Here is a 21,955-nt window from a genome sequence, read left to right on the forward strand (position 1 = left end):
GTGTCCCGGACCGTGCGCGGCGCCGTCACCCCTCGTGCCCGCGCCCCACCGGCCACGAGAGGCCCCAGGACATCGGGGTACCGGAGACGGTGCCCGACCGACGGATCGAGGAGACCGTGAACAGCACCCTGCCCGTCATCGCCGGCGTCGACGGCTCGCCGAACAGCCTCCGGGCGCTGGACTGGGCGGCCGAGGCGGCCCGGCTCACCGGGGCCCGGCTGCACGTGGTGCACGTCTGGCCCATCACCCCCATGCCGCGCGCGCTGGGCGACGCCCATCCGCACCCGGCCCCCGACCCCGCCGATCCCGTGCTGCGCGAGGTCGAGGAGCACCTGGCCGACCGTGCCGACGTTCCGGAGATCCGGTATCTCGCCGCGCACGGCGCGTCCACCTCGACGCTGATCCGGCTGAGCGCGCAGGCCCGGCTGCTGGTCCTCGGCTCGCGCGGCCGCGGCGGCTTCACCAGCCTGCTGCTCGGCTCGGCGGGCCGGGCCGCCGCCATGCGGGCCGCGTGCCCGGTCGTGGTCGTGCCCGACGAGCGGCGCGCCGACCCGGGCGCCGGGACGCAGGGCCGGGTGGTGCTCGGCCTGCACCCCGAGGAGACCTCCGACGAGGCGGTGGACTTCGCCTTCGCCGCGGCCGAACGCAGGTCCGCCGAGCTGCGGGTGGTCACCGCGTACCCGAGCCCGTACCCCCTGCTCGTGGACCCCGAGAGCCTGCCGCCCGGCCACCGCACCTCGGGTGAGGAGGAGGCCCACGCCGGCGCCCGCCAGGACGAGCGGCTGCGTCCCTTCACCGAGCGCCACTATCCCAAGGTGGCGGTCGACCAGGTGGTCGCGCAGGGCGACGTGGCGGGCCGGCTGGTCGCCGCGTCCCGCGCCGCCGACCTGGTGGTGGTCGGCCGGCACCGCCGCCGGCTGCGCGAGGGCGGCCTCATGGGCTCCGTCGCCAACGCGGTCCTGCTGCACGGGCACTGCCCGACGGCGGTGATCCCCGTACGGTGAGCCGGCTCAGCTCCCCACGGCGGCCGGCGCCTGCACCGGCGTGCCGGTCCGCGTGCGGTGCGCCAGCTTCGCCGTACGGGTGGCCACGTCCACCGTGTACGCGTCGATGGTCAGGCCCTTCGCGGAGACCTTCAGGACCATGAAGCCGTGGCTCGCGAAGTCCTGCCACGCCGCCGGATTGCCGAAGTGCGCCTTTCCGTCGCCGGTCTTGGACGCGGCGCCGCAGACGACCTGGCGGGTGCCGCCGGTGCGCGCGGACGGCTCCAGGATCTGGAGGGTGTGGTCGTGGCCGGACAGGATCAGGTCGGCGCGGCCGCACACCACCTCCTCGTACAGCTCCTTGAGGTGGATGCCGCTGGTGTAGTGCCCGATGGTGAAGCCGTCGTAGGAACCGGCGCTGCCGTGCTTGCCGTTGTTGAGGTACGGGTGGTGGCCGAGCACGATCTTCCAGCGCGCCCGCGACGCCTTCAGCGCGCCCTCCAGCCAGGCCCGCTGCTCGCGCATGTAGGGACCGTCCCAGTGGAAGTAGGGATCGGTCTGGACGACGTAGGAGGAGACGGGGGTGGTGTCCAGCGCGAAGAACTCCACGAGCGGGTCGTCGCCCGCGGCGCCGTCGGCGCCGGAGCCGGCCGGCAGCGCCACGCTGTAGTAGCGGCTGGGCATGTACCAGCGCTTCGAGGTCGTCGCGTAGGCCACCTCCCGGTCCCCGCGCGAGGGGTCGCCGCCGCTGCCGGGTATCAGCCCCGAGCAGTCGTGATTGCCCAGGATCATCAGCCACGGCACGTCCATGCCGGTGTTGGGCTTCTCGAACTTGTCCTGGAATTCGGAGTCGTGGGCGGATTCCGGCCCGTTCTCGTAGATGTTGTCGCCCAGCCCGACGGCCAGCCCGATCCGTTCGGTGCGCATCAGGTCGCGGGCGGCCGCGGCCACCGCGTACTGCCCCTCCTCGCCGGTCCCGGCATCGCCGGTCACCAGCACGGCGAACTCCCCGTTGCTGTCGGCCGCGGTGGGGAAGGGGTACTTCCCGTCCGCCGCCCGGTCCCGCGCCGCCGCGGTGCCGACGGCTCCGTAGGGCAGCGCGGCGAGCGCGGCTCCGGCGACGGCGCCGCCCAGGAGCGTGCGCCGGTTCAGCAGGGGAGCGGGGCGGGTGTCGGCGGGGCTGGTCGGGTCCCCGCCGGGGACGGTGCCGCTCCGCAGCCACCGGTCCTCGGTCATGTCCGCCTGCGGCGGAATCAGCTCACACATGCCAGGAGTTGTCTCATGACCTACTGGTCAGTTGGTGAAGATGTCATGAACATGGAGTGGACGTACTGGGGCCGACGAGCCGGCGCAGCGTACGTCCGCAGTGCCGCGCGTAGGCCCGCTGGAAGACCGGCACCAGCGGCCCCGCCAGCCGGGTGTACCACCGCGCCGGCAGGCTGAAGGCGGTGACGGTGAACCAGACGGAGCCGTCGGGGCGCAGCTCCGCGACGAAGGACTCCTCGCCGCGCTCGGGGTGCCCGTCGAGCGTCCCGTAACCGAAGCCGATGCGGTCGCTGTCGTACGTGCTCCACACCACCCGGCAGGGCGCGGCGACGCGCAGCGGGCCGATGCCGAGCCCGGCCTCCACCGGGACCCCCGGGTCGGCGCTCGCCGCGCCCGCCCGGATGCGGACCCCGGCAGTCCGGTGCATCCGGAAGGTCGTGATCGCCTCGCCCGCCTTTTCGAGCACCTCCCGGCCGTGGCCGACGAGGACCTCCACCCGCAGGTGGTGGTACCCGGCGGGCAACGGGCCGTGCTGGGTGGCGCCGTGTTCGGGGTAGCTGAGTGCGGCGGTCATGAACGCTCCTCGGTACGGGTGGCGGGGCGGGCGGAGTGCTGCGGGCGGCGCGCGGCGAGCAGGGCGCACAGGGCGAAGCCCAGCGCGTTGCCCACGCCGTGGGTCGCCGCCATCCAGGTCAGGGTCGGGTGGGGCAGGCCGCTCGCCTCGCCCAGTGCCCAGCTCAGCGCCAGGAGCATGGTCGCCGCGAGCGTCGCGGCCGATACGGCGAGAAGCGTGCGGGTGGTGCGGTCGGCGGTGGCGCGCGCACCGCGCAGGGTGGCCAGGCCCACCAGCCACATCCCGCAGCTGAGCACCGCGGCGCCCGCGAACTCCACCCACTCGCCGGTGAAGTACCCGGCCAGTACGAGGAGCGTGCCGGCCGGGACGCCGAGTGCGGCGCACCGGGCGGCCGGGGTGTCGGCGGCCCGGCAGGCCAGCCCCGCCACCAGCGCGGCGGCGAACCCCGCGAAGTGGAAGTGCGGCACGGTCAGCGACAGCATGCGCAGGGAGAAGCCGAACAGCTCGGTGCCCTGCCGCTCGGCGGTCAGTGCCAGGCCGGCGACCGCCGGGGTGGCCAGCGCGGTGAGTACGGCGATCTCGCGCGGCGCGAGCGACCGGGTGCGCAGCAGCCGCCGGGGCGCGAGCAGGGCGAGGGCGAGGGTGGCCGCGGCGTAGCAGGCGGCGAGTGCGGTGGCGGCGGGTCCGCGCGGCAGCCACAGGCTCACCGCGCCGAGCGTAGCGGGCAGCCACCAGATCCCCCGCAGCCGCGCCGCGCCGGGCTCGTCGACCAGCGTGAGCCCCATCGGTATCACCGCCAGCATGCCCAGCGCGACGATGAGGCGGACGAGCACATCCATGCCTTCCCCCTGCTCTTGAACGTGTTCAAGTTGCGTGTACGGCAGACCGTACGCGCTGTCTTGAACACGTTCAAGTCCGGGATGTGGTACGTGCCCCGAGAGGTGGCTCAGGCCTCCTTCGCTCCGTGCCGCCCCGCACCCGCGGCGAACCGCGCGGCGCCCTCGGCCGCCTGCGCCAACGAGGCCTGCGCGTAACGGAGTTCGATGTCCATCGCGTCCTCCTCCGTACGTCCCGCCTGCTCGCGCACCGACGCCCGGTCGCCCCGCAGACAGCCCTGCGGGAACCGGGCGATCTCCGCCGCCAGCGCCTCGGCCTCGGCCCTGGCCCGGCCCTTCGGCACCACCCGGTTGGCCAGCCCGATGTCCAGCGCCTCGGCGGCCGGGACCGGGCGGCCGGTGAGGATCAGGTCCATCGCCCGGCTCTCGCCGATCAGCCGCGGCAGCCGGACCGTGCCGCCGTCGATCAGCGGTACGCCCCAGCGGCGGCAGTAGACCCCGAAGACCGCGTCCTCCTCGGCCACCCGCAGGTCGCACCAGAGCGCCAGCTCCAGGCCGCCCGCCACCGCGTACCCGCTGACCGCCGCGATCACCGGCTTGGACAGCCGCAGCCGGGTCGGCCCCATCGGCCCGTCGCCGTCCGGCTCGACCCGGTTGCCGCGCGGCGTGCCGATCGCCTTGAGGTCGGCGCCCGCGCAGAACGTGCCGCCCTCGCCCCACAGCACCGCCACCGAGGCGTCGTCGTCCCGCTCGAACTCCCGGAAGGCGTCGGCCAGCTGCCGGGCCGTCACGCGGTCGACGGCGTTCCGGACCACGGGCCGATGCAGCACCACCGTGGTGACCGGCCCCTGCCGCTCGACCCGTACCGTGCTCATCCGCGTGCCTCGTCCGGCGACTTGGTGCGGGTACGGGCCAGGATCGCGCCCAGGTCCACGCCGGCCGGCAGGGTGCCGAAGGCGTTGCCCCAGTCGCCTTCCAGCCGGGAAGCGCAGAAGGCGTCCGCGACCGCCGGGTGGCTGTACCGGACGAGCAGCGACCCCTGCAGGACCAGCGTCAGCCGCTCCCCGAGCGTACGGGCCAGCAGCTGCGCCCGCTCCGGATCGGCCAGCTCGGGCAGCATCGCCTTCAGCCGCGCCACCGCCGCGTCCAGCCGGGGATCGGCACCCGCGGCCCCCTCCACCTCGGCGAAGTACGCGTCCAGCGCCGCCGGTTCCTTGGCCAGCGCCCGCAGCACGTCCAGCGCCGCGACATTGCCCGAGCCCTCCCAGATGGAGAGCAGCGGGGCCTCCCGGTACAGCCGGGGCATCCCCGACTCCTCGACGTACCCGTTGCCGCCCAGGCACTCCAGCGCCTCCGCCGCGTGCGTCGCGCCCCGCTTGCAGACCCAGTACTTGCCGGCCGCCAGCGCGAGGCGGCGCAGCGCGCCCTCCGCGGCGTCCCCGGCCTGCGACCGGTCCACCGCGGCCGCCAGCCGCATGCCGAGCGTGGTCGCCGCCTCCGACTCGACCGCGAGGTCCGCCAGCACCGCGCGCATCAGCGGCTGGTCCGCCAGCTCGCGGCCGAAGGCGCGCCGGTGCGCGGTGTGGTGCAGCGCCTGCCGCAGCCCGGCCCGCATCCCCGCCGCCGACCCCAGCACGCAGTCCAGCCGGGTCATGTTGACCATCTCCACGATGGTCCGCACGCCGCGCCCCGGCTCGCCCACCGGCCAGGCCACCGCCTCGTCGTACTCGACCTCGGAGGAGGCGTTGGAGCGGTTGCCGAGCTTGTCCTTGAGCCGCATCAGGTGGAAGCGGTTGCGGCTGCCGTCGGGCAGCACGCGCGGGAGCAGAAAGCAGGTCAGCCCCTCCTCGGTCTGCGCCAGCGTCAGGAAGACATCGCTCATCGGCGCGGAGGTGAACCACTTGTGGCCCGTGATCCGGTACGTGCCGTCGTCGGTCGGCACCGCCCGCGTGGTGTTGGCCCGCACGTCCGAGCCGCCCTGCTTCTCCGTCATCGACATGCCGGCGATCAGCCCGCTCTTGCCCAGCGGCGGCCGCAGTCCGAAGTCGTACGTACGGGCCGCGAGCAGCGGCTCGTACTCGGCGGCCAGCTCGGGCGTGGCCCGCAGGGCAGGGACCGCCGCGTACGTCATGGAGATCGGGCAGCCGTGCCCCGGCTCGGCCTGCGACCACACGTAGAACTTGGCGGCGCGGACCAGATGGCCGCCCGGCCGGTTCTCCGCCCACGGCGCCGCGTGCAGCCCCTGCTCCACGGCCACCGTCATCAACCGGTGCCAGGCCGGATGGAACTCCACCTCGTCCACCCGGTGGCCGTACCGGTCGTGGGTGCGCAGCTTCGGCGGCTGCTCCTCCGCCATCCGGGCCAGCTCCTGGACCTCCTCGGAGCCGGCCAGCGCGCCCAGCACCTGCACCTCGCGCTCGCCCCACCCGGCGTCCTCCCGGCGCAGCGCCTCCAGCAGGGCCGGGTCGTCCGCCGCGCTGAATCCGGTGAGCGGCGGGGCCTGATTCACGACTTCATGGGTGACCGTCATGGAGTCGACGTTACAGTTTTCGTGTATGTGGCGGAAGGCTGTAATGATGCCTGCCATGGAACCACGCCTCGGCCTGCGGCCGCTCACCGCACGCTCCGTCGTGCTCAGCACCCTCCTCGGCCACCATCCGCCGCGGCTGCCCGCCCGCGCCCTGGTCCGGGTCGGCGAGCTGTTCGGCATAGCCGAGGGCACCGTCCGGGTCGCCCTCTCCCGGATGGTCGCGGCCGGTGACCTGCGGCAGCGCGACGGCGCCTACGGGCTCACCGCACGGCTCCTGGACCGCCAGGCCCGGCAGGACGAGAGCCGCATCCCACGCACCGTGCCCTGGTCGGGGGAGTGGGAGATCGCCCTGGTCAGCGGCGCCGAGCCGCGGACCGCCACGGAGCGTGCCGCGCTCCGCCAGGCGATGGCGGCCCTGCGCCTCGGCGAACTGCGCGAGGGCAGCTGGCTGCGCCCCGCCAACCTCGACAGGGCGCGCCCCGCCGTCGCCACCGCGCAGTGCACCTGGCTGACCGGGACGCCGGACGGCGACCCGTGCGCCCTCGCCGGCCGCCTGTGGGACCTGGCCGGCTGGTCGGCGCGCGCCCGCACCCTCCTCACGGCCCTCGACGAAGCCGCCGGCCCGGCCGGCCGCTTCACCGTCTCCGCGGCGATCCTCCGCCACCTCCTCACCGACCCCCTCCTCCCGGACCCACTGCTCCCCGACGACTGGCCGGGAGCGGAACTCCGCGCCCGCTACGGCGAGTTCGAGGCAGAGCTGAGCACCCTGCTCCGGCGTTGTGCGGAGGGGTGAGGGGCGGCAGACGGCCTCGCGGAACATCGGTACAGCGGCGTTCTCCCGCTCGGCTGCCCGGCCCGGTCGGGTCAGCGAAGGTGGCCGGCTGTGACTCGGTGCAGGTGGATGAGGATGTCGTAGGAGCGGCTCAGTGCGGTGTCCGGGTCGTCGGCCGACCAGTACAGGCCGTACGAGCGAGTCGGGCGGGCCGTGGCGAGCCAGGTGCGGGCCGCAGCGGGCGCGGTGCGCAGGTCGATGCTGAAGTCGCGGTAGCGGACCTTGTCGAGGGTGTGCTCGTTGTGGCCTTCGGGCGCGGGGGCGACGGTGTAGGTCTTGGGCTGCTGTGCGGTGTAGTCGGGCAGTGCGTTGATGGTGCCCTCGTTGAAGGTCAGGCCGATGCTGACGTAGTCGTCGCCGAGCCGGCGGTGCAGGACCGCGCCGGCGGGCTCGGGGAACTCGGCCGGGTTGTCGCTGGTGTAGGCGATGTGGCCGTTGTTCGAAGCGAGCAGGATCCTGCCGCCTCGGTGGCGCAGCCACCAGGCGGTGTTGGCGGCCATGGCCCGGTCGCGATAGCGCATCCGCTCGGAGAACTGCTCGTCGGGGAAGGCGTAGCCGGTGAAGCTCTGCGCGATGGCGGTGGCGTTCTGCACCGCCCAGGCGTACGCCTCTCGGCCGTGTCGGCAGGCAGTGTGCGGGCGGCCCCGGTCGCGCAGCAGCGCAAGGGCGGAGGCGGCCTCGTCGGCGTCGGCCTTCCGCTCGGCCGCGCTCTTGGCGTAGAGCTGGTCGGCCATCCACGGGCCGGCCTCGGCGTCGGCTTCGGGCCGCAGGGAGGCGTACGAGGCCGCTATGTCGGAGGCCAGGTCCGGACGGTGTTCGGCGAGGTAGTCCGCGACCTGGTCGAAGGCGGTCCTGCCCGGGAAGCCAAGGTCGTTGCCGACGAAGCGCAGCCGCGGCCGGTCGGGGTGGGCGACGTTGTAGCGGCGCATCCAGTGGATCAGGTCGAGGTACTCCTGGGTGTTCCAGAAGACGTACTGGCCCTGGAACTCGTCCCGCATGATCTGCGCGGGGTCGCCGGCACCGCGGGTCACATAGGCGTCCAGGCGCAAGCCGGTGCTCCAACTCGCCTCCAGCGTGAAGGTGGTGAAGCCCTTGGCGGCCACGAGGTGGCGGAAGAGGCGCTGCTTGAGGGCGAAGAACTCGTGGCCGCTGTGACAGGCCTCGCCCAGGCCCACGACGCGGGCGCCGCCGACCATGCGAGCGAGGGCCGTCAGATCGCCCAGAGGGCGGGCGCTGCGATTCAGGGCGTCCACCGGGTCCGTGGCCGGCGGGGTCGCTGCAGTGGCGGCGCCACTGAGGGGCCCCGCGGTGAGGGCGGCGGTGGCGAGGCCGAGCAGGCGGCGTCGATCGACGGGTCGGGCGTCGCGCATGACATCTCCCTCGGCCGGTGGATTCGGCGCGACTGTAGACAGATTTGCGCGAGCGTTCAAGACGTACGTCTTAGGCAAATGTATTAGGCGTACGTCTAAGACGGGTGAATCAATTCTCGAGTAGGGTTCCCGCATGGGAAATCGCGAGGATCTGCTGGCGGGAGCCAGGCGCTGCCTGGAGGAGAAGGGCTGGGCCCGCACCACGGTGCGCGACATCGTGACCGCCGCCGGCGGCGTCAGCATGGCTGCCATCGGCTACCACTTCGGCTCCCGTGAGGCGCTGTTGACCGCCGCTCTCATCGAGGCGATCGACGAATGGGGCACACGAATCGGCCGCACGCTGGCCTCCTTCGGGGAGGCCGGCAGCGGACCGGCCGGGCGCTACGAGGCGATGTGGGCCGCGATCATCAAGTCCTTCCAGGACGACCGGACCCTGTGGCTGGCCACGATCGAGGCCCTCCTGCAGGCCGAGCACTCCGAGGATCTGCGCCGCTATCTGTCCGGCGGCCAGGCCCAGGGCCGCCGGGGCCTGGCCGCCCTGCTGCTCAGCACGCCCGAGGACGAGATCGACGACGCTGCCGCCCGCACCCTGGGTGCCGCGCAGATGGCGCTGTTCACGGGCCTGATGACGCAGTGGCTCACCGACCCCGAGCAGGCCCCCGACGCGGCCGAGGTCGTCACGGGCCTGCAGGCCCTCACCGGCATCGTCGGCTCGGACACATAGGAGACGAGGCCGGAAAGAGTTGAGGCGGGGCAGGCCAGGAGCCTCGGGAGGGCCTGCCCCGCCGGCTTTCAGGCGCCCGGTGCCTGGTTCTCCGGGCCGAACGTGAAGTCCAGGAAGAGGGCGGCGGACAGGACCGCGTGGCTGCCGCGGGGTGTCAGCCCGGAGTCGCGCATCCGGGCATGCAGCCGGTCCAGTGCGGCGCGGCCGCCCGGACTGTCGTAACCGCCGGCCCGCACCACGTCCCGGGCGTCCATCTGCACCGAGAGCAGCGCAGCGGGCCCGCCCTCGTGCAGCAGCGAGGTGTCGTCCAGCGTCGCCATCAGGGTCAGCAGCGCGTCCATCCGCGCGGCGGTCTCGGGCCTGCCGTGTGCCCGGGACTCGCGCAGCGCGGGCAGCGCGACCCGCCGTACGTGCGGGAAACCGGAGTGGGCCTGGCCGGTCGCGCCGGGTACGTGGAAGTGCAGCCGGGCCCGGCCGCCCGGTGTGTCGGCGGGGCCGGGCGCCCCCTCGTACGGCAGCCGGGCCAGCGTCGCGGCCGCCGCGCAGGCCGTGTACGCCGACCGGCAGCCGGTGGCCGCCGCGCCCGCCACGAGCAGCCCGACGGACCACAGCTCGCCCTGGTGCGCGGCGGTCCCGTCCGCGGCCCGCTCGCCCAGCACGCCCAGTTCGGTGCGCAGCGCGCGGTCGAGGGCACGGCCGTCGGCGGCCTCCGCGAGGGCGGCGAACGTGGGGCGCAGTGCCTCTATGGAGCGCAGTTCGGCGGTGCTGTCGGCATCGTGCGGCGCCGTCATGTCGGGGACGCGCGGCAGCCGGGCGCGTGCGGTGCAGGCGGCCACCGCGAGATCCGCGAGGAGGGCCGGGGTGACCGGGGGAGTGAGGTGGGCGGGCGAGGTCGGCGCAGGCCTGAGCATGGCGGTGCCTTCCTTCTGTCGTACGGGTCGGACCTCGGAGCGCGCGGAACGGCGTTCCGAGCCTGTGATGCCGCCCGCGGCACCCCGGCAAGCGGGACCTTCGTCCCGTATGTCCGGCGCAGAGGTCCCGGGAGTGCGGCGGACCGGTCGGAACCGGCCGGGTCCGCGGCCCGGCGTTTGGGCCGTCGGGCGGCGGACACCCGCAACGTCCCAGTCCACGACGTGGAGGTCGGTCACATGGCCAGCACGCACGAGTCCGGTGAGGTCACCGGGACGAAGGACAAGAACTACAACCTGCTCTGGTACACGCAGACGTGCCTGGACAACGCCCTGCGGATGGAGACGTACATCCAGGACGCGGAGCGGGAGAAGGACACCGAGCTGGCGGAGCTGTTCCGCAAGGCCCAGGCCGACAGTCGCAAGGGCGCCGAGCTGGGCAAGCAGCTGCTGGGCAGCCGGCTGAGCAGCTGAGGGCAGGGGCGCCGGGCGGGTTCTCCGCGGAGGACCCGCCCGGCGCTCGTCACGGCAGCGGCAGCACGCACACCGGCATCGGCGCCTCGAACGGCGTCCCGGTGGGCCGCAGGTCTCCCGAGTCCGGGTCGACGGCGAAGACGGTGACGGTGTTCGACCGCTGATTTCCCGCGAACAGCAGCCGGTGGTCCGGCGAGAACGTGATGTGCCGGGGGAAGTCGCCGCCCACCGGCACGGTGTCCAGCAGCCGCAGCCGGGCGCCGTCCTCCTCGATGGCGTACCGGGTCAGGCTGTTGTGGCCGCGGTTGGCCAGGTACGCGAACCGGCCGTCGGGGGTGACCAGGAACTGCGCCGGGTAGCTGGTCCCGGCCCCGGTGCCGGTGGGCTGCGGGGTGCCGGGCGTGAGCCGGCCGGTGGCGGGGTCGTACGCGCAGACCACCGCCGTGTTGTCGACCTCGTTGGCGAGGTAGGCGTGCCGGCCCCCGGGGTGGAAGGTCAGATGGCGCGGGCCCGCTCCGGGGCGCAGCGCCGCCGTCGACACCGGGTGGAGCGTGCCGGCCGACGGGTCCAGGCGGTACGTGTAGACCGTGTCGGTGCCCAGGTCCACGGCGAGGACGTGACCGCCGTCGGGCGTGGTGACGATCTGGTGCGCGTGCGGGCCGTCCTGCCCGGGGCCCGGCGGTGGCGCGGAGTGCGACACGAGGTCGGTGCGCTCGCCGAGGGCGCCCGTCGCGGGGTCGACGGGGTGCACGGCGACGCTGCCGGAGGTGTAGTTGGCGCTCAGCAGCCAGCGGCCGGAGGGGTGAACGGACAGGTGGCAGGGGCCGGCGCCGCCCGTCGGCCGGCTGCCCAGCACGCGGTGCGCGCCGTCAGCGGCGAGCGCCACGGCGGTGACCGCGCCGTCCGTGCTCTCGTCGACCGCGTACAGCGTCCCGCCGTCGGGGGAGAGGGCGAGGAAGGACGGGTCGGCGACGCCGGGGAGCACGCCGTTGCCGGTGATCCGGCCCGACGCCGGGTCGTACGCCGCCAGTCCGATGCCGCTGCCGCCGCCCGGCATCGAGGTGTAGGTCCCCAGGAACAGCGGCCGCGGTCCGTCGGACCCCTTGTGCCCGTCGCGCCCCGCCGCGGTGGCCGGTGCCGCGCCCGCGGTCGCCAGGCCGGCGGCCGAGGCGCCCGCCGCCAGCGCGCCTAGGAAGCCGCGGCGGCCGAGCCGTCCGGAGGGTCCGCGCGCTGACGAGCGGTCGTTCATGGCACACCTCGGCATCCATCGGCATGATCGGCGTCGGTCGGCAGCCAGAGTGGTCCATACCAACGGAGCTGACAAGACCCCGTGCGCGCCCGGCCCACCGCAGCCACGTTTGCCCGCTTTGCGCGGAAGAGTACGATCTTGCGTGAGGGGTTACCCGTATCGGTGAGCGACATACCGCCGGCGAACAGAGCGGGAGCGAGTCCGATGACCTTCGACGAAACGGTGTCCGTACCGGCCGGTGACGTCTCCCTGACGGGCGACCTGCGAGTCCCCGAGCACCCCAGCGGCGTGGTCGTCTTCGCGCACGGCAGCGGCAGCTCCCGGCACAGCCCGCGCAACCGCGGGGTCGCCGAGTACCTGCACGCCAACGACCTGGCCACCCTCCTGCTGGACCTGCTGACCGAGGACGAGGACCGGGTCGACGAGGTGACCCGGGAACACCGCTTCGACATCGGTCTGCTCGGCGCACGGATCGTGGCGGCCGTCGACCTGCTCCGCACCCATCCGGCCACCGCGGGGCTGCGCCCGCACCTCTTCGGCGCCAGCACCGGCTCCGCCGCCGCGCTGGTGGCCGCCGCCGAACGCGCCGACCGGGTCAGCTCCGTCGTCTCCCGCGGCGGGCGCCCCGACCTCGCCGGTGACGCGCTGAGCCGGGTACGCGCCCCCGTCCTGCTGATCGTGGGCGGCCGCGACACGGAGGTGCTGGAGCTGAACCGGCAGGCCGCCGACCGGCTGCCGGCCCGCTGCGCACTCCACGTGATCCCGGGCGCCACCCACCTCTTCCCCGAGTCCGGCGCCCTGGACCAGGTCGCCGTCGTGGCCCGCGACTGGTTCTTCGCGCCGGGCAGGCCGCCGCACAGGGAGGGCGGCCCCCGGTGAGGCGCTTCACGGACCGCAGAGACGCCGGCCGGCAGCTCGCGCGGCGGGTGCGGGAACACCTTGAGGCGACCCGGCCCGATCTGATCGGCGGGCACCCGCCCGACGGCCCCGTCGTCCTCGCGCTGCCGCGCGGCGGCGTCCCGGTGGCCGCCGAGATCGCCCGCGACCTGGGCGCACCGCTGGACGTCCTCGTCGCCCGCAAGATCGGCGCCCCCGGCCAGCCGGAACTGGCCATCGGTGCCCTGGCCGGCGAGGACCGGCCGCTCTTCGACGCCCGTGCCCTGGAGTTCCTCGGCCTCACCGAGGAGGGGCTGACGGCCGACGTCGCCCGCGAGCGCACCGAACTGCACCGCCGCGAGGACCTCTACCGCGGCCGGCGCCCCCCGCCCGAGCTGACCGGCCGTACGGTCGTCCTCGTCGACGACGGCCTGGCCACCGGCATGACGGCCCGGGCCGCCCTGCGCGCCCTCCGCCGCCACGGCCCCGCCACCGTCCTCCTGGCCGTACCGGTCGCCTCCCCGAGCACGGCCGCCGCGCTGGCGGTGGAGGCCGACGACGTGCTCTGCCTGAGCCGCCCGCCGGACTTCCGCGCGGTGGGCGAGTGGTACGACGACTTCACCCAGGTCTCCGACGAGGACGTCATCGACGCACTGCACCGGACGGCCGCGGGCCGTTAGCGTGCGCCGCCTCCGCCGCCCCGCGGCTCAGGCGTGCAGAGTGAGGGACGGCCGGGCGCCGTTGAGGTAGTGGGCGCCGATGTCGCGGAGCCGGTGCGTGGCCGAGCTGCGGGCGGTGAGGGTACGGGCGTTGCGCCAGAAGCGGTCGAAGCCGGGGTCGGTGGCGGGGGAGAGGCCCGGTGCCCCCGCGGTGAGTTCGAGGATCCGCGTGGTGATGTGCAGCGCCGCGTCGGCGGTGACGGCCTCGGCGGCGGAGACGAGGAACGCGATCTCGGCGCGCTCGTCCGGCCCGAGCGCGGGACCCGTCAGCAGCCCCTGCGCCATCGCGTCCGTGGCGCGGTCGACGACCGAGGACGCGCTGTGCGCCGCGGTCGCCAGCTCGCCGTAGGCGAGGAGCAGATACGGGTCCTCGCCGGGCGCCGCGGCGTACTCGCCGTTGCCGGTGTCGGTGAACGGATGGACGCCGGGCGACACCCGGCTCACGTCGCGGGCCTCCGCCAGCGCTCCCTCGGCGTTGCCCAGGCCGACGTGGAGCAGGATCAGGCGGAGCGCGAGCGGGGCGAGCGCGGTGTACGGGAGAACGGTGTGCTCGTCTCCGGGGACCGTGCCCAGGATCTGAGCGGCCGTCACCGGCACGTCGTCGCAGCCGACGCTGGCCGCGCCGGTGAGCCGCTGCCCGAGCCGCTCCTCCGGCGCGTCGGGGGTCACGGTCGTCCGCGCCGGGTCCACCACGACGACGACCGGCTCCCCGGTGTCGAGGCGGTGGGCCGAAAGCAGGAACCGGTCGGCCGTGCTCGCGCCGGCGGCCAGCGCGCGCACCCCGTTGAGCACGTACTTCCTGCCGTGCGGCGCGAGCCACAGGCCGCTGCCGTCCGGGCTCTCCGGCGCGTCGGTGCGCCCCGCCCAGAGCCACCGCCCGCGCGCGGCCCGGAGTTCGAGCCGCGCGGCGTGTTCCGGAGTGCCGAAGAGCCGGGGGCCCCAGGAGGTCACGTGGTGGTGGGCGAGGAGCTCCGCGAGGGAGCTGTCGGCCGTCGCGATCTCCCGTACGGCGGCGCAGGCGGAGCGCCAGTCCGTGCCGCGGTCCGGGCCCGGCGGCGCGAGGAAGGCCGGCAGACCTGCCTCGCGCAGCCGGGAGACCTCCTCGTAGGGCGGTTTGCCCGCCCGGTCGCGGGCGCTCGCGTCCACGGCGAGGTCGTCGGCGAGTTCCCGTACGGTGCGCGGCCAGGGCCCGCCGTCGGCCGGCTGCCCGGCGGGCGCCGGACAAGGGGTGTCGAGAGACACGCGATACCTCCGGGAGGGGTTGCGGGGTGGGGGGTTCGGGGCGGTGGCCGTCAGGTGGTGGTGGCCTCGACGGGTTGTGCGTCCGCCGGCTCCGCCGCGGGCTGCGTCACGGCCCTGTTCGCGCGGCGGTGCTCCTTGACCGAGTAGGCGACGGCCGCCGCCCACAGGACGTAGACGAAGCCGTAGACCGTCCACTGGGTGGCGTCGCCGGCGCCGAGCCAGTCGCTGCGCAGCAGGGTGCGGATGTTGGTCAGGACGATGAGGCCGCCGACGGCGGAGCCGAGGACGCGCGGCGGTACGTGGCGGACCAGCCAGGCGGCGATCGGTGCGGCGATCAGTCCGCCGGCCAGCAGGGCAACGGCCCAGAGCCAGTTGACGCCCTCGCCGCCGAGGCCGACGAGGAAGCCGAGGCTCGCGGCGACCGCGACCAGGAACTCGCTGGTGTCGATGGAGCCGATGACCTTGCGGGGCTCCAGCCGGCCGCTGGCCAGGATCGCCGGCGTGCCGACCGGGCCCCAGCCACCGCCGCCGGTGGCGTCCAGGAACCCGGCGACCAGCCCGAGCGGGGACAGGAAACGCTTGCGCAGCGGCTTGTCCAGCTTGTCGGTGGGCAGCCCGGCGACGGTGAACCGGCCCAGCACGTACAGCCCGAGGCCCAGCAGCAGGAGGGCCATCACCGGCTCGGCGAGCTCGGTGGAGAGCGCGGAGAGGAACGTGGCGCCCGCGAAGGCGCCGACGGCCCCGGGGATGCCGATCTTCAGGACGACCCGCCAGTCGACGTTGCCGAAGCGCCAGTGCGCGGCGCCCGAGGCGAGGGTGGTGCCTATCTCGGCGAGATGGACGGTGGCGGAGGCGGCGGCGGGGTTGGTGCCCACGGCGAGCAGCAGTGTGGTGGAGGTGACGCCGTAGGCCATGCCCAGGCTGCCGTCCACCAGTTGGGCACCCAGCCCGGCCAAGGCCAACAGGATCAGCGTACGCACGGCGACCTCACAGATTCCCTAGTTTTCCCACTGGATTGATAGGAATACTCGACGCGGCGATGCCTGGTGACAAGAGGGTGTTCAAAAGGCGGACAGAAAGCTCTCGTTATATGAGACGTCGCAGGTGGGGGCGGGTCAGGGGGCAGGTCCCGTCAGGGGTTGGTCCAGGCTTCCGGACTCTCCGTCAGCGACAGGACGTCGGCCGGGAGTCGGGCGGCCGCGACGTCGGCCAGCGACACCCCGTCCAGGATCTGCCGGACATTGGCACGCAGCGCGACCCACAGCGGCAGCAGCGATTCGGCGGGCCCGGTGTACGACAGCTCCGGCGGCCGGACGCCGCGCACCGACACCAGCGGCCCGTCCACCGCGCGGATGACCTCCGCGATGCTGATGGCCTCGGCGGACCGGGCCAGCCGGTAGCCGCCGTTGCCGCCGCGCTGACTGCGTACCAGCCCGCCGCGGCGCATGTCGTTCAGGATGCCTTCGAGGAATTTGTGCGGAATGTCCTGGGCGGCGGCGATGGCCTCGGCCTTGAGCGGTCCGGCGTCGTTACAGGCGGCGAGCTGCAGCGCGGCCCGTACCGCGTAGTCCGCCCTGGCTGAGATACGCATGCCGGCATTATCCCGCACGGTGACGGGCCGTCCCGCGCCCCGCGTCTAGGATCGCCGGGTGGCACACGCGAACGACGACGGATACCTCTTCGACAACCAGCAGACCGAGGCCGGACAGCGCTTCGTTGCGATGTCAGAGCTCTTCGACCACGTCACCTTCCGGCACCTGGCGGCCGTGGGCGTGACCCGGGGCTGGCACTGCTGGGAGGTGGGCGCGGGCAGCCCCGGCGTACCGGCCTGGCTGGCAGCGCGCACCGGCCCGGCCGGCCGCGTCCTCGCCACCGACATCGACACGGTCTGGATGGAGTCGGACGCCCCGTACGAGGTGGTGCGCCACGACGTGGCGGCGGAGGAGCCGCCGCCCGGCCCGTTCGACCTGGTGCACGCGCGCCTGGTCCTGGTGCACGTACCGGAGCGCGCGGCCGCCCTCGCGGCAATGGTGCGGGCGCTCCGGCCGGGCGGCGTGCTCGTGCTGGAGGATGCCGACCCGGCCCTGCAGCCGCTGGCCTGTCCGGACGAGCACGGGCCGGCCGAGCGGCTGGCCAACCGGCTGCGGCGGGGCTCCCGCGAACTGCTCGCCCGGCGCGGCGCCGACCTGGCCTTCGGGCGGACCCTGCCGCGCCTGCTGCGCGAGGCCGGCCTCACCGACGTGGCGGCCGACGCCTACTTCCCGGTCACCTCGCCGGCCTGCGATGCGCTGGAGGCCGCGACGGTACGGCAACTCCGCGACCGCCTCGTCGAGGCAGGCCTCGCCACCGAAGCCGAGATCGAGGAACACCACGCGAACGTCACGGCGGGACGGCTCGACCTCACCATGGCCCCGCTGATCTCCGCGTGGGGCCGCAAGCCGGGCGGCAGCCACTGACCGGCGCGACTCAGGACTGCGTGCCGCCCCACTCCGATCGGCCGTGACCTCGTCGATCACATGGCGTGCGATGCCCGCCATCGGCGGACTGCTCTCCCGAAGATCTCGCGCGCGCCGACCCGCACTATGCCCGGCCCGAAGCCGCTCATGCCACGTGATGTCCGCGTGCGGCGGCGGATCCGGCGTCGGCCGGTGCGGTGACCGTGGCGCCGGCGCCGAGTGCGAGGTGCGGCCAGTGCGCGGTGTCGCGGCCGAGTCGGCGGTCGTGGGTGGCCATCACCACCGCGGCCGCAGTCGCTTCGAGCGCCTCGGTCAACTCGTCGACGAGGGCGATCGAGAGGTGGTTGGTCGGCTCGTCCAGCAGCAGGGCGTGCGGCCGGGCGGCCAGTGCGAGGGCGAGGTCCAGGCGCCGTTGCTGGCCCATGGACAGCTCCCGCACCGGCCGGTCCAGATCGCGCCGGGCGAGCAAGCCCAGCTGCTCCAGGGGAAGCGTCTCGCCGCCGTCCAGCCGCCCGGCCGTGACCAGCGCGGCGAGCTGCGCGTCGTACAGCTCGCGGGCGCGGCGGCGGGCCGGGGCGGCGGACTCCTGGCGGAGCAGCCGGACCCGTGCGTGCCGGGCGTGGTGCACCTGCCCGGAGTCCGGTTCCAGGTGCCCGGCGAGCACGGCGAGCAGCGTGGACTTGCCCGCCCCGTTGGGGCCCGAGACCATCAGCCGCGACCCGGACCGGAGCGTCACGTCGGCGGGCGCGGTCAGCCGTCCGGCGACGGTGACGCCTTCGGCGCGTACCCACGTCACCCCGTTCCGCGCCGGCAGTTCGGGCGCGGCGAGGCTCAGGGGCGGTTCGGGCAGCGTCACCTCGTGCCGCTGGAGGTCCTCCTGGCGGCGGTGCACCGAGCGGACCAACCCCGGCGCGCGGGTGGCGCGTTGGTGTTTTCCGGTGCCCTTCCCCGGCCGCCAGCCGGTGACCAGACGCTGCTGCGCGGCCGTCAGGTCCGCGGCCAGCCGGGCGTGCTCGGCCTGCTGCTCGGCGTATTCCTCCTCCCAGCGCTGCCGGGCGGCACGGCGGCCGGCCACGTATCCGTCGTAACCGTTGCCGTACACGGCGGGCCGGCCGTCGCTGCTGGGGTCGAGGTCGAGGACCGTGGTGGCCACGTCGCCGAGCAGCGCGCGGTCGTGGCTGACCACCACCACGCCGCCGTCCCACCGCGTGAGCCGGCCGGTCAGGTAGTCCAGCCCCGCCCGGTCGAGGTGGTTGGTCGGCTCGTCCAGCAGCAGGAAGTCGTAGGCGGCACCGAGCAGGCACGCCAGGCGCACCCGGTAGCGCTGTCCCACCGACATGGTCACCAGGCGCCGGGCGCGGTCGGTCACCGCGCCGAGCGCTTCGAGCGCGACCGTCACGCGCCGGTCGGCGTCCCACGCCTCCAGCGCCTCGGCCGCCTCCAGGGCTGCCTGGTAGGCGTCGTCGGCGCCGGGACGCTCCGCGGCGAGCGCGGCGGCACTGTCGTCGAGGGCCGCCAGCGCCGCACGGGCGTCGGCGAGGTGCGTGTCGATGACGTCGCCGACCGTACGGTCCTCGTCGGCGTCCATCTCCTGTTCGGCGCTGCCCAGGGTGCCGACGCGCCGCACGGTCCCGGCGTCCGGGGCCAGCACCCCGGCGAGGACGTGCAGCAGCGTCGACTTGCCGCGGCCGTTCTCGCCGACCACGCCCCAGCGCGAGCCGGGGGTGACCGTCATGTCGACGCCGGTGAGGACGGGCCGGCCGCCGCGGGCGAGGCGGACGTCGGCGGCGATGAGCTGTGCGCGGGCACGCGCGGGGAGGGCAAGGGTGTGCATGGTTCTCCGGATCCGGACACACTCCACCCGCCGTACGGGCGGGGAGTGTGTCCTTCCTGTCAGAGCGACGGAAGGCCGGCGAGCGGCCGTGGACACGGCAGGCGGCCTGCTGCCTCGGTCACTTCACGAGGGGCAGGCTGCCGCGTGGTCCGTCACAGGAAGTAGAAGAATCGCACGTACGTACCGTACCACGTGGCGAACCGGACCGTCTCGTCAATTTCCGCTCCCCGCGGCACGGCGGCCGTACGGACCCTCCGTCCCGCCCGCCTCGCCCTTGCCGCGCCCCGCCCCGGACGGCCACGATGCCTCCGTACGTACGCGGAGTGGGCGAAGGGGAGCCCGCGTCCGGTGCGGCGGGGGAGCGTGACGGGGGAAGGGGAGCCCGCATGGGCTGGAGCGGCGTCCGGGTGCTCCGCGACCGCAACGCGGCGTACTACCTGAGCGGCGTGGTGGTCTCGGGCTTCGGCAGTTCCGCCATGTTCCTGGCGGCCGGGGTGTGGACCAAGTCGCTCACCGGCTCGGACAGCCTGGCGGCCCTCACGACCTTCTGCGTATGGGCACCCACGCTCTGCGGCCCGCTGATCGGCACCGTGGCCGACCGGGTGCGCCGGCGGCCGCTGCTGATCCGGGTGCACCTCGCCATGGCGCTCGCCCTGCTGCCGCTGCTCGCCGTCCGCTCGGCCGACCGGATCTGGATCCTCTTCGCCGTTCTGCTGCTGTACGGCGTCAGCTCCGTCCTGCTCGACGCGGCGGAGGCCGCCCTCGTGGCCACCGCCGTACCCCAGGAACTGCGGGGCGACTTCAACGGCCTGCGCATGACGGCGAACGAAGGCATGAAGCTGCTCGCCCCGCTCCTGGGCGCCGGGCTGTTCGTCCGGTTCGGCGGTCCCACCGTGGCCCTCCTGGACGCGGTCACCTTCGCCGTCGCCGCTGCGGCCTTCGCGCTGCTGCGCGTCGAGGAACCCGCGACCGGCCCGCCCCCGGGTGAGCGCTGGACCACGCAGGTCGTCCAGGGGGCCGGCGCGCTCCGCCGGCACCCGTTGCTGTGGCGGCTGGTCCTCGCCGGCGCCGCCACGATGGGCGTGGCCGGGCTCAACGGCGCCGCGGTGTACGCGGTGGTGGACGCCGGCCTGCACCGCCCGCCCGCGTTCACCGGGGTGCTCTACGCCGTGCAGGGCATCGGCTCCGTGCTCAGCGGGCTGTGCGCCGGCGCCCTGCTGCGGCGCATGCCCGACCGGGTCTTCGCGGCAGCGGGCATCCTGCTCTTCGCACTCGGTGTCGCGCTGCGCGCCCTGCCCTCGGTGCCCGTGGCCCTGGCCGCGAGCGCGATGATCGGCGCGGGCCTGCCCTGCGTCCTGATCGCCGCCATGACCGCCGTGCAGCGTGAGGTACCGGACGCACTGCTGGGCCGGGCCGCCGCCACCGCCAACACCCTTCTCTTCGCCCCCAACGCGCTGACACTGGCCGTCGGCGCGGGGCTGGTCGCCGTTGTGGACCACCGCGTTCTCCTCCCCGCCGCGGGTGCCCCGGCGGCCGTCGCGGCTGTCGGCTGCTGCCTTCTGACAGTGCGTCGGAGGACTCCGGGGAACAGCTGACCCCGAAGGGCGAAAGCCCAGCTCACAAGCGGTTTGAGTCGGGCAGGAAAGGCCGTGGGGAAAAATTTTCGGCGGGTTGTTTGCCGCGGAAAGCCGGGGGCAGCAGGAGTTACGTGCTTCGGCCCGTAGGCACGCCCCGTGGGAGCAGTGTGACTTCCGCAGGACGCGCCTGTCAGGCCGCTCTTCCACGGATGCAGACATGTCCTTTTGGAACGAGATGCTGACCCAGGAGCCCGGACCATGCTCGTGAAGACGCAGAACACAGTGCAGACCGAAGACCGCCGGTTCGCCGCGGAGGTTCCGGAGGCGTCCGAGGTGTCGGACGCCGCGGCGGCATCGGCACCGGAGCGCGGCACGGAGGCCCGCTCCACGCGGCGTCGCGCGGAGCAGTCCCCGAACCGCCCGCCGAACAAGCCCCGCGGCATCAAGCGGCAGCGCCGCGCGGCGAAGCCGGCGGCCCCCGCCGCCACCGGGCGCCGCGGCCGGCACCCGCACGACGACGCCCCCGACACCGCCGAGGACTTCCGGCGCCTGGTGACGCTGGCGGACGGCCCCGAGCGGGAGGAGCTGCGCGGCCGGGTCATCAGCGCCTGGCTGCCGATGGCCGAACGCCTCGCGCTGCGCTTCCGCAACCGCGGCGAGAACCTGGAGGATCTCCAGCAGGTCGCCGCCATGGGCCTGGTCAAGGCCGTCGACCGTTACGACCCCTCGCACGGCAACGCCTTCGAGAGCTTCGCCGTGCCCACGGTCATCGGCGAGATCAAGCGCCACTTCCGGGACCACATGTGGGGCGTGCACGTCCCCCGCCGGGTCCAGGAGCTGCGCAACCGCGTACGCGCCGCCCGCCAGGAACTCACCAGCAACATCGACGACCACGGCCCCACCCCCGAGCAGATCGCCGAGCACACCGGCATGCCCGTGGAGGACGTCCTGCTCGGCTCCCAGGCCCTGAACAGCTTCAGTCCCCTGTCCCTGGACGCGGAGCTGCAGAACAGCGACGACGGCTGCTCGCTCGCCGACACCCTCGGCACCCCGGAGGCGGGCTTCGACCTGGTCGTGGCCCGGGAAGCGGTCAAGCCGTACCTCGCCAACCTCCCCGAGCGGGAGAAGGAGATCCTCTACCTGCGGTTCTTCCGCGACCTGACGCAGAGCCGGATAGCCGAGCAGCTGGGCCTCTCCCAGATGCACGTCTCCCGGATCATCTCGCGCACCTGCCGCCAGATCGCCGACCGCATCGAGGCCGGACCGGAGCGTGCGGCGGCGTGAACTCCGTACGGCTTTTCACGATCCGGCTCCGGTCCGCCGCGTACCGGCTCCTCGCGGGCCGCGGCGCAGCGGCCTGACGACGCCGCCCAAACGCTTCCGGCCCCTCGGCAAGTGCCGAGGGGCCGGAAGATGAGTAGCGGGGACAGGATTTGAACCTGCGACCTCTGGGTTATGAGCCCAGCGAGCTACCGAGCTGCTCCACCCCGCGTCGGTGGTTTCAC

The 21,955-nt window shown here is 74.2% G+C and carries 21 protein-coding genes and 1 tRNA gene; 9 read left to right on the forward strand and 13 right to left on the reverse strand.

Translation table 11 applies throughout. The features are described from left to right. The first annotated feature begins 116 nt into the window (after positions 1-116). Positions 117-1,004 carry a universal stress protein gene (locus ABZ840_RS19825; protein ID WP_361561337.1) on the forward strand — a complete coding sequence of 296 codons (888 nt, stop codon included), beginning with the start codon at positions 117-119 and terminating at the stop codon, positions 1,002-1,004. A gap of 6 nt (positions 1,005-1,010) precedes the next feature. On the opposite strand, the gene ABZ840_RS19830 is transcribed toward ABZ840_RS19825, so the two are convergent. The 5 genes from ABZ840_RS19830 to ABZ840_RS19850 all read right to left on the reverse strand — a co-directional run bounded on the left by ABZ840_RS19830 (position 1,011) and on the right by ABZ840_RS19850 (position 6,189). After that, positions 1,011-2,249 (reverse strand): metallophosphoesterase, encoded by a 1,239-nt coding sequence (locus ABZ840_RS19830; RefSeq protein ID WP_361561338.1) that lies wholly within the window; start codon positions 2,247-2,249, stop codon positions 1,011-1,013. Between the two features lie 43 nt (positions 2,250-2,292). Beyond that, positions 2,293-2,823, reverse strand: coding sequence for a DUF1990 domain-containing protein (locus ABZ840_RS19835; protein WP_361561339.1), 531 nt, complete (start codon positions 2,821-2,823; stop codon positions 2,293-2,295). After that, positions 2,820-3,662 (reverse strand): YndJ family protein, encoded by an 843-nt coding sequence (locus ABZ840_RS19840; protein WP_361561340.1) that lies wholly within the window; start codon positions 3,660-3,662, stop codon positions 2,820-2,822. The genes ABZ840_RS19835 and ABZ840_RS19840 overlap by 4 nt, the downstream gene beginning before the upstream one ends. A 107-nt stretch (positions 3,663-3,769) precedes the next feature. Next, the gene (locus ABZ840_RS19845; RefSeq protein WP_361561341.1) at positions 3,770-4,534 is read right to left on the reverse strand and encodes a crotonase/enoyl-CoA hydratase family protein; all 765 of its coding nucleotides are present in this window, start codon (positions 4,532-4,534) and stop codon (positions 3,770-3,772) included. Beyond that, the gene (locus tag ABZ840_RS19850; protein WP_361561342.1) at positions 4,531-6,189 is read right to left on the reverse strand and encodes an acyl-CoA dehydrogenase family protein; all 1,659 of its coding nucleotides are present in this window, start codon (positions 6,187-6,189) and stop codon (positions 4,531-4,533) included. The genes ABZ840_RS19845 and ABZ840_RS19850 overlap by 4 nt, the downstream gene beginning before the upstream one ends. A 55-nt stretch (positions 6,190-6,244) precedes the next feature. Here ABZ840_RS19850 and ABZ840_RS19855 point away from each other — a divergent pair, with 55 nt between their 5' ends. Next, a complete protein-coding gene (locus ABZ840_RS19855; protein WP_361561343.1) occupies positions 6,245-6,982 on the forward strand; it encodes a PaaX family transcriptional regulator C-terminal domain-containing protein in 738 nt (245 codons plus the stop codon). Between the two features lie 71 nt (positions 6,983-7,053). Here the strand turns inward: ABZ840_RS19855 and ABZ840_RS19860 are convergent, their stop codons facing one another. Further along, the gene (locus ABZ840_RS19860) at positions 7,054-8,391 is read right to left on the reverse strand and encodes an erythromycin esterase family protein (protein WP_361561344.1); all 1,338 of its coding nucleotides are present in this window, start codon (positions 8,389-8,391) and stop codon (positions 7,054-7,056) included. 133 nt (positions 8,392-8,524) lie between these two features. Between ABZ840_RS19860 and ABZ840_RS19865 the strand changes: the two genes are divergently transcribed. Next, complete coding sequence (locus tag ABZ840_RS19865; RefSeq protein WP_361561345.1) at positions 8,525-9,115, forward strand: TetR/AcrR family transcriptional regulator; 591 nt, start codon at positions 8,525-8,527, stop codon at positions 9,113-9,115. Between the two features lie 68 nt (positions 9,116-9,183). Here ABZ840_RS19865 and ABZ840_RS19870 read toward each other — a convergent pair whose 3' ends face one another. After that, complete coding sequence (locus ABZ840_RS19870) at positions 9,184-10,026, reverse strand: triphosphoribosyl-dephospho-CoA synthase (protein WP_361561346.1); 843 nt, start codon at positions 10,024-10,026, stop codon at positions 9,184-9,186. Positions 10,027-10,263: 237 nt separating this feature from the next. Between ABZ840_RS19870 and ABZ840_RS19875 the strand changes: the two genes are divergently transcribed. Beyond that, positions 10,264-10,497 (forward strand): hypothetical protein, encoded by a 234-nt coding sequence (locus ABZ840_RS19875; RefSeq protein ID WP_361561347.1) that lies wholly within the window; start codon positions 10,264-10,266, stop codon positions 10,495-10,497. 49 nt (positions 10,498-10,546) lie between these two features. Here the strand turns inward: ABZ840_RS19875 and ABZ840_RS19880 are convergent, their stop codons facing one another. Further along, a complete protein-coding gene (locus ABZ840_RS19880) occupies positions 10,547-11,746 on the reverse strand; it encodes a lactonase family protein (RefSeq protein ID WP_361561348.1) in 1,200 nt (399 codons plus the stop codon). Positions 11,747-11,950: 204 nt separating this feature from the next. Between ABZ840_RS19880 and ABZ840_RS19885 the strand changes: the two genes are divergently transcribed. Further along, on the forward strand, positions 11,951-12,625 hold the full coding sequence (locus tag ABZ840_RS19885; protein ID WP_361561349.1) for a hydrolase: 675 nt from the start codon (positions 11,951-11,953) through the stop codon (positions 12,623-12,625). Then, on the forward strand, positions 12,622-13,302 hold the full coding sequence (locus ABZ840_RS19890) for a phosphoribosyltransferase family protein (RefSeq protein WP_361561350.1): 681 nt from the start codon (positions 12,622-12,624) through the stop codon (positions 13,300-13,302). The genes ABZ840_RS19885 and ABZ840_RS19890 overlap by 4 nt, the downstream gene beginning before the upstream one ends. A gap of 27 nt (positions 13,303-13,329) precedes the next feature. Here the strand turns inward: ABZ840_RS19890 and ABZ840_RS19895 are convergent, their stop codons facing one another. From ABZ840_RS19895 to ABZ840_RS19905, 3 genes are all read right to left on the reverse strand, one after another. Next, on the reverse strand, positions 13,330-14,583 hold the full coding sequence (locus ABZ840_RS19895) for an acyl-CoA dehydrogenase (RefSeq protein WP_361561351.1): 1,254 nt from the start codon (positions 14,581-14,583) through the stop codon (positions 13,330-13,332). Positions 14,584-14,633: 50 nt separating this feature from the next. Beyond that, positions 14,634-15,563, reverse strand: a complete 930-nt coding sequence (locus ABZ840_RS19900; RefSeq protein WP_361561352.1) for a sulfite exporter TauE/SafE family protein — start codon at positions 15,561-15,563, stop codon at positions 14,634-14,636. 152 nt (positions 15,564-15,715) lie between these two features. Then, the gene (locus tag ABZ840_RS19905; protein ID WP_361561353.1) at positions 15,716-16,174 is read right to left on the reverse strand and encodes an Rrf2 family transcriptional regulator; all 459 of its coding nucleotides are present in this window, start codon (positions 16,172-16,174) and stop codon (positions 15,716-15,718) included. 58 nt (positions 16,175-16,232) lie between these two features. Between ABZ840_RS19905 and ABZ840_RS19910 the strand changes: the two genes are divergently transcribed. Continuing rightward, positions 16,233-17,039 (forward strand): methyltransferase domain-containing protein, encoded by an 807-nt coding sequence (locus ABZ840_RS19910; RefSeq protein WP_361561354.1) that lies wholly within the window; start codon positions 16,233-16,235, stop codon positions 17,037-17,039. A 145-nt stretch (positions 17,040-17,184) separates the two neighbouring features. On the opposite strand, the gene ABZ840_RS19915 is transcribed toward ABZ840_RS19910, so the two are convergent. Next, positions 17,185-18,873, reverse strand: coding sequence for an ATP-binding cassette domain-containing protein (locus ABZ840_RS19915; protein WP_361561355.1), 1,689 nt, complete (start codon positions 18,871-18,873; stop codon positions 17,185-17,187). A gap of 386 nt (positions 18,874-19,259) precedes the next feature. Between ABZ840_RS19915 and ABZ840_RS19920 the strand changes: the two genes are divergently transcribed. Further along, positions 19,260-20,468 (forward strand): MFS transporter, encoded by a 1,209-nt coding sequence (locus ABZ840_RS19920; protein WP_361561356.1) that lies wholly within the window; start codon positions 19,260-19,262, stop codon positions 20,466-20,468. A 423-nt stretch (positions 20,469-20,891) separates the two neighbouring features. After that, positions 20,892-21,734: a SigB/SigF/SigG family RNA polymerase sigma factor gene (locus ABZ840_RS19925; protein WP_361561443.1), complete on the forward strand. Its 843-nt coding sequence runs from the start codon at positions 20,892-20,894 to the stop codon at positions 21,732-21,734. 134 nt (positions 21,735-21,868) lie between these two features. Here ABZ840_RS19925 and ABZ840_RS19930 read toward each other — a convergent pair. Continuing rightward, positions 21,869-21,942 (reverse strand) — tRNA-Met (locus ABZ840_RS19930). Between the last annotated feature and the right edge of the window lie 13 nt (positions 21,943-21,955).

The sequence above is a fragment of the Streptomyces sp. NPDC047117 genome (assembly GCF_040643545.1).
GTDB lineage: Bacteria > Actinomycetota > Actinomycetes > Streptomycetales > Streptomycetaceae > Streptomyces.

Coding starts and splice junctions, on each gene's coding strand:
- ABZ840_RS19830 (WP_361561338.1), bottom strand. CDS start 2,249: ATGTGTGAGCTGATTCCGCCGCAGGCGGACATGACCGAGGACCGGTGG.
- ABZ840_RS19835 (WP_361561339.1), bottom strand. CDS start 2,823: ATGACCGCCGCACTCAGCTACCCCGAACACGGCGCCACCCAGCACGGC.
- ABZ840_RS19840 (WP_361561340.1), bottom strand. CDS start 3,662: ATGGATGTGCTCGTCCGCCTCATCGTCGCGCTGGGCATGCTGGCGGTG.
- ABZ840_RS19845 (WP_361561341.1), bottom strand. CDS start 4,534: ATGAGCACGGTACGGGTCGAGCGGCAGGGGCCGGTCACCACGGTGGTG.
- ABZ840_RS19850 (WP_361561342.1), bottom strand. CDS start 6,189: ATGACGGTCACCCATGAAGTCGTGAATCAGGCCCCGCCGCTCACCGGA.
- ABZ840_RS19855 (WP_361561343.1), top strand. CDS start 6,245: ATGGAACCACGCCTCGGCCTGCGGCCGCTCACCGCACGCTCCGTCGTG.
- ABZ840_RS19860 (WP_361561344.1), bottom strand. CDS start 8,391: ATGCGCGACGCCCGACCCGTCGATCGACGCCGCCTGCTCGGCCTCGCC.
- ABZ840_RS19865 (WP_361561345.1), top strand. CDS start 8,525: ATGGGAAATCGCGAGGATCTGCTGGCGGGAGCCAGGCGCTGCCTGGAG.
- ABZ840_RS19870 (WP_361561346.1), bottom strand. CDS start 10,026: ATGCTCAGGCCTGCGCCGACCTCGCCCGCCCACCTCACTCCCCCGGTC.
- ABZ840_RS19875 (WP_361561347.1), top strand. CDS start 10,264: ATGGCCAGCACGCACGAGTCCGGTGAGGTCACCGGGACGAAGGACAAG.
- ABZ840_RS19880 (WP_361561348.1), bottom strand. CDS start 11,746: ATGAACGACCGCTCGTCAGCGCGCGGACCCTCCGGACGGCTCGGCCGC.
- ABZ840_RS19885 (WP_361561349.1), top strand. CDS start 11,951: ATGACCTTCGACGAAACGGTGTCCGTACCGGCCGGTGACGTCTCCCTG.
- ABZ840_RS19905 (WP_361561353.1), bottom strand. CDS start 16,174: ATGCGTATCTCAGCCAGGGCGGACTACGCGGTACGGGCCGCGCTGCAG.
- ABZ840_RS19915 (WP_361561355.1), bottom strand. CDS start 18,873: ATGCACACCCTTGCCCTCCCCGCGCGTGCCCGCGCACAGCTCATCGCC.
- ABZ840_RS19920 (WP_361561356.1), top strand. CDS start 19,260: ATGGGCTGGAGCGGCGTCCGGGTGCTCCGCGACCGCAACGCGGCGTAC.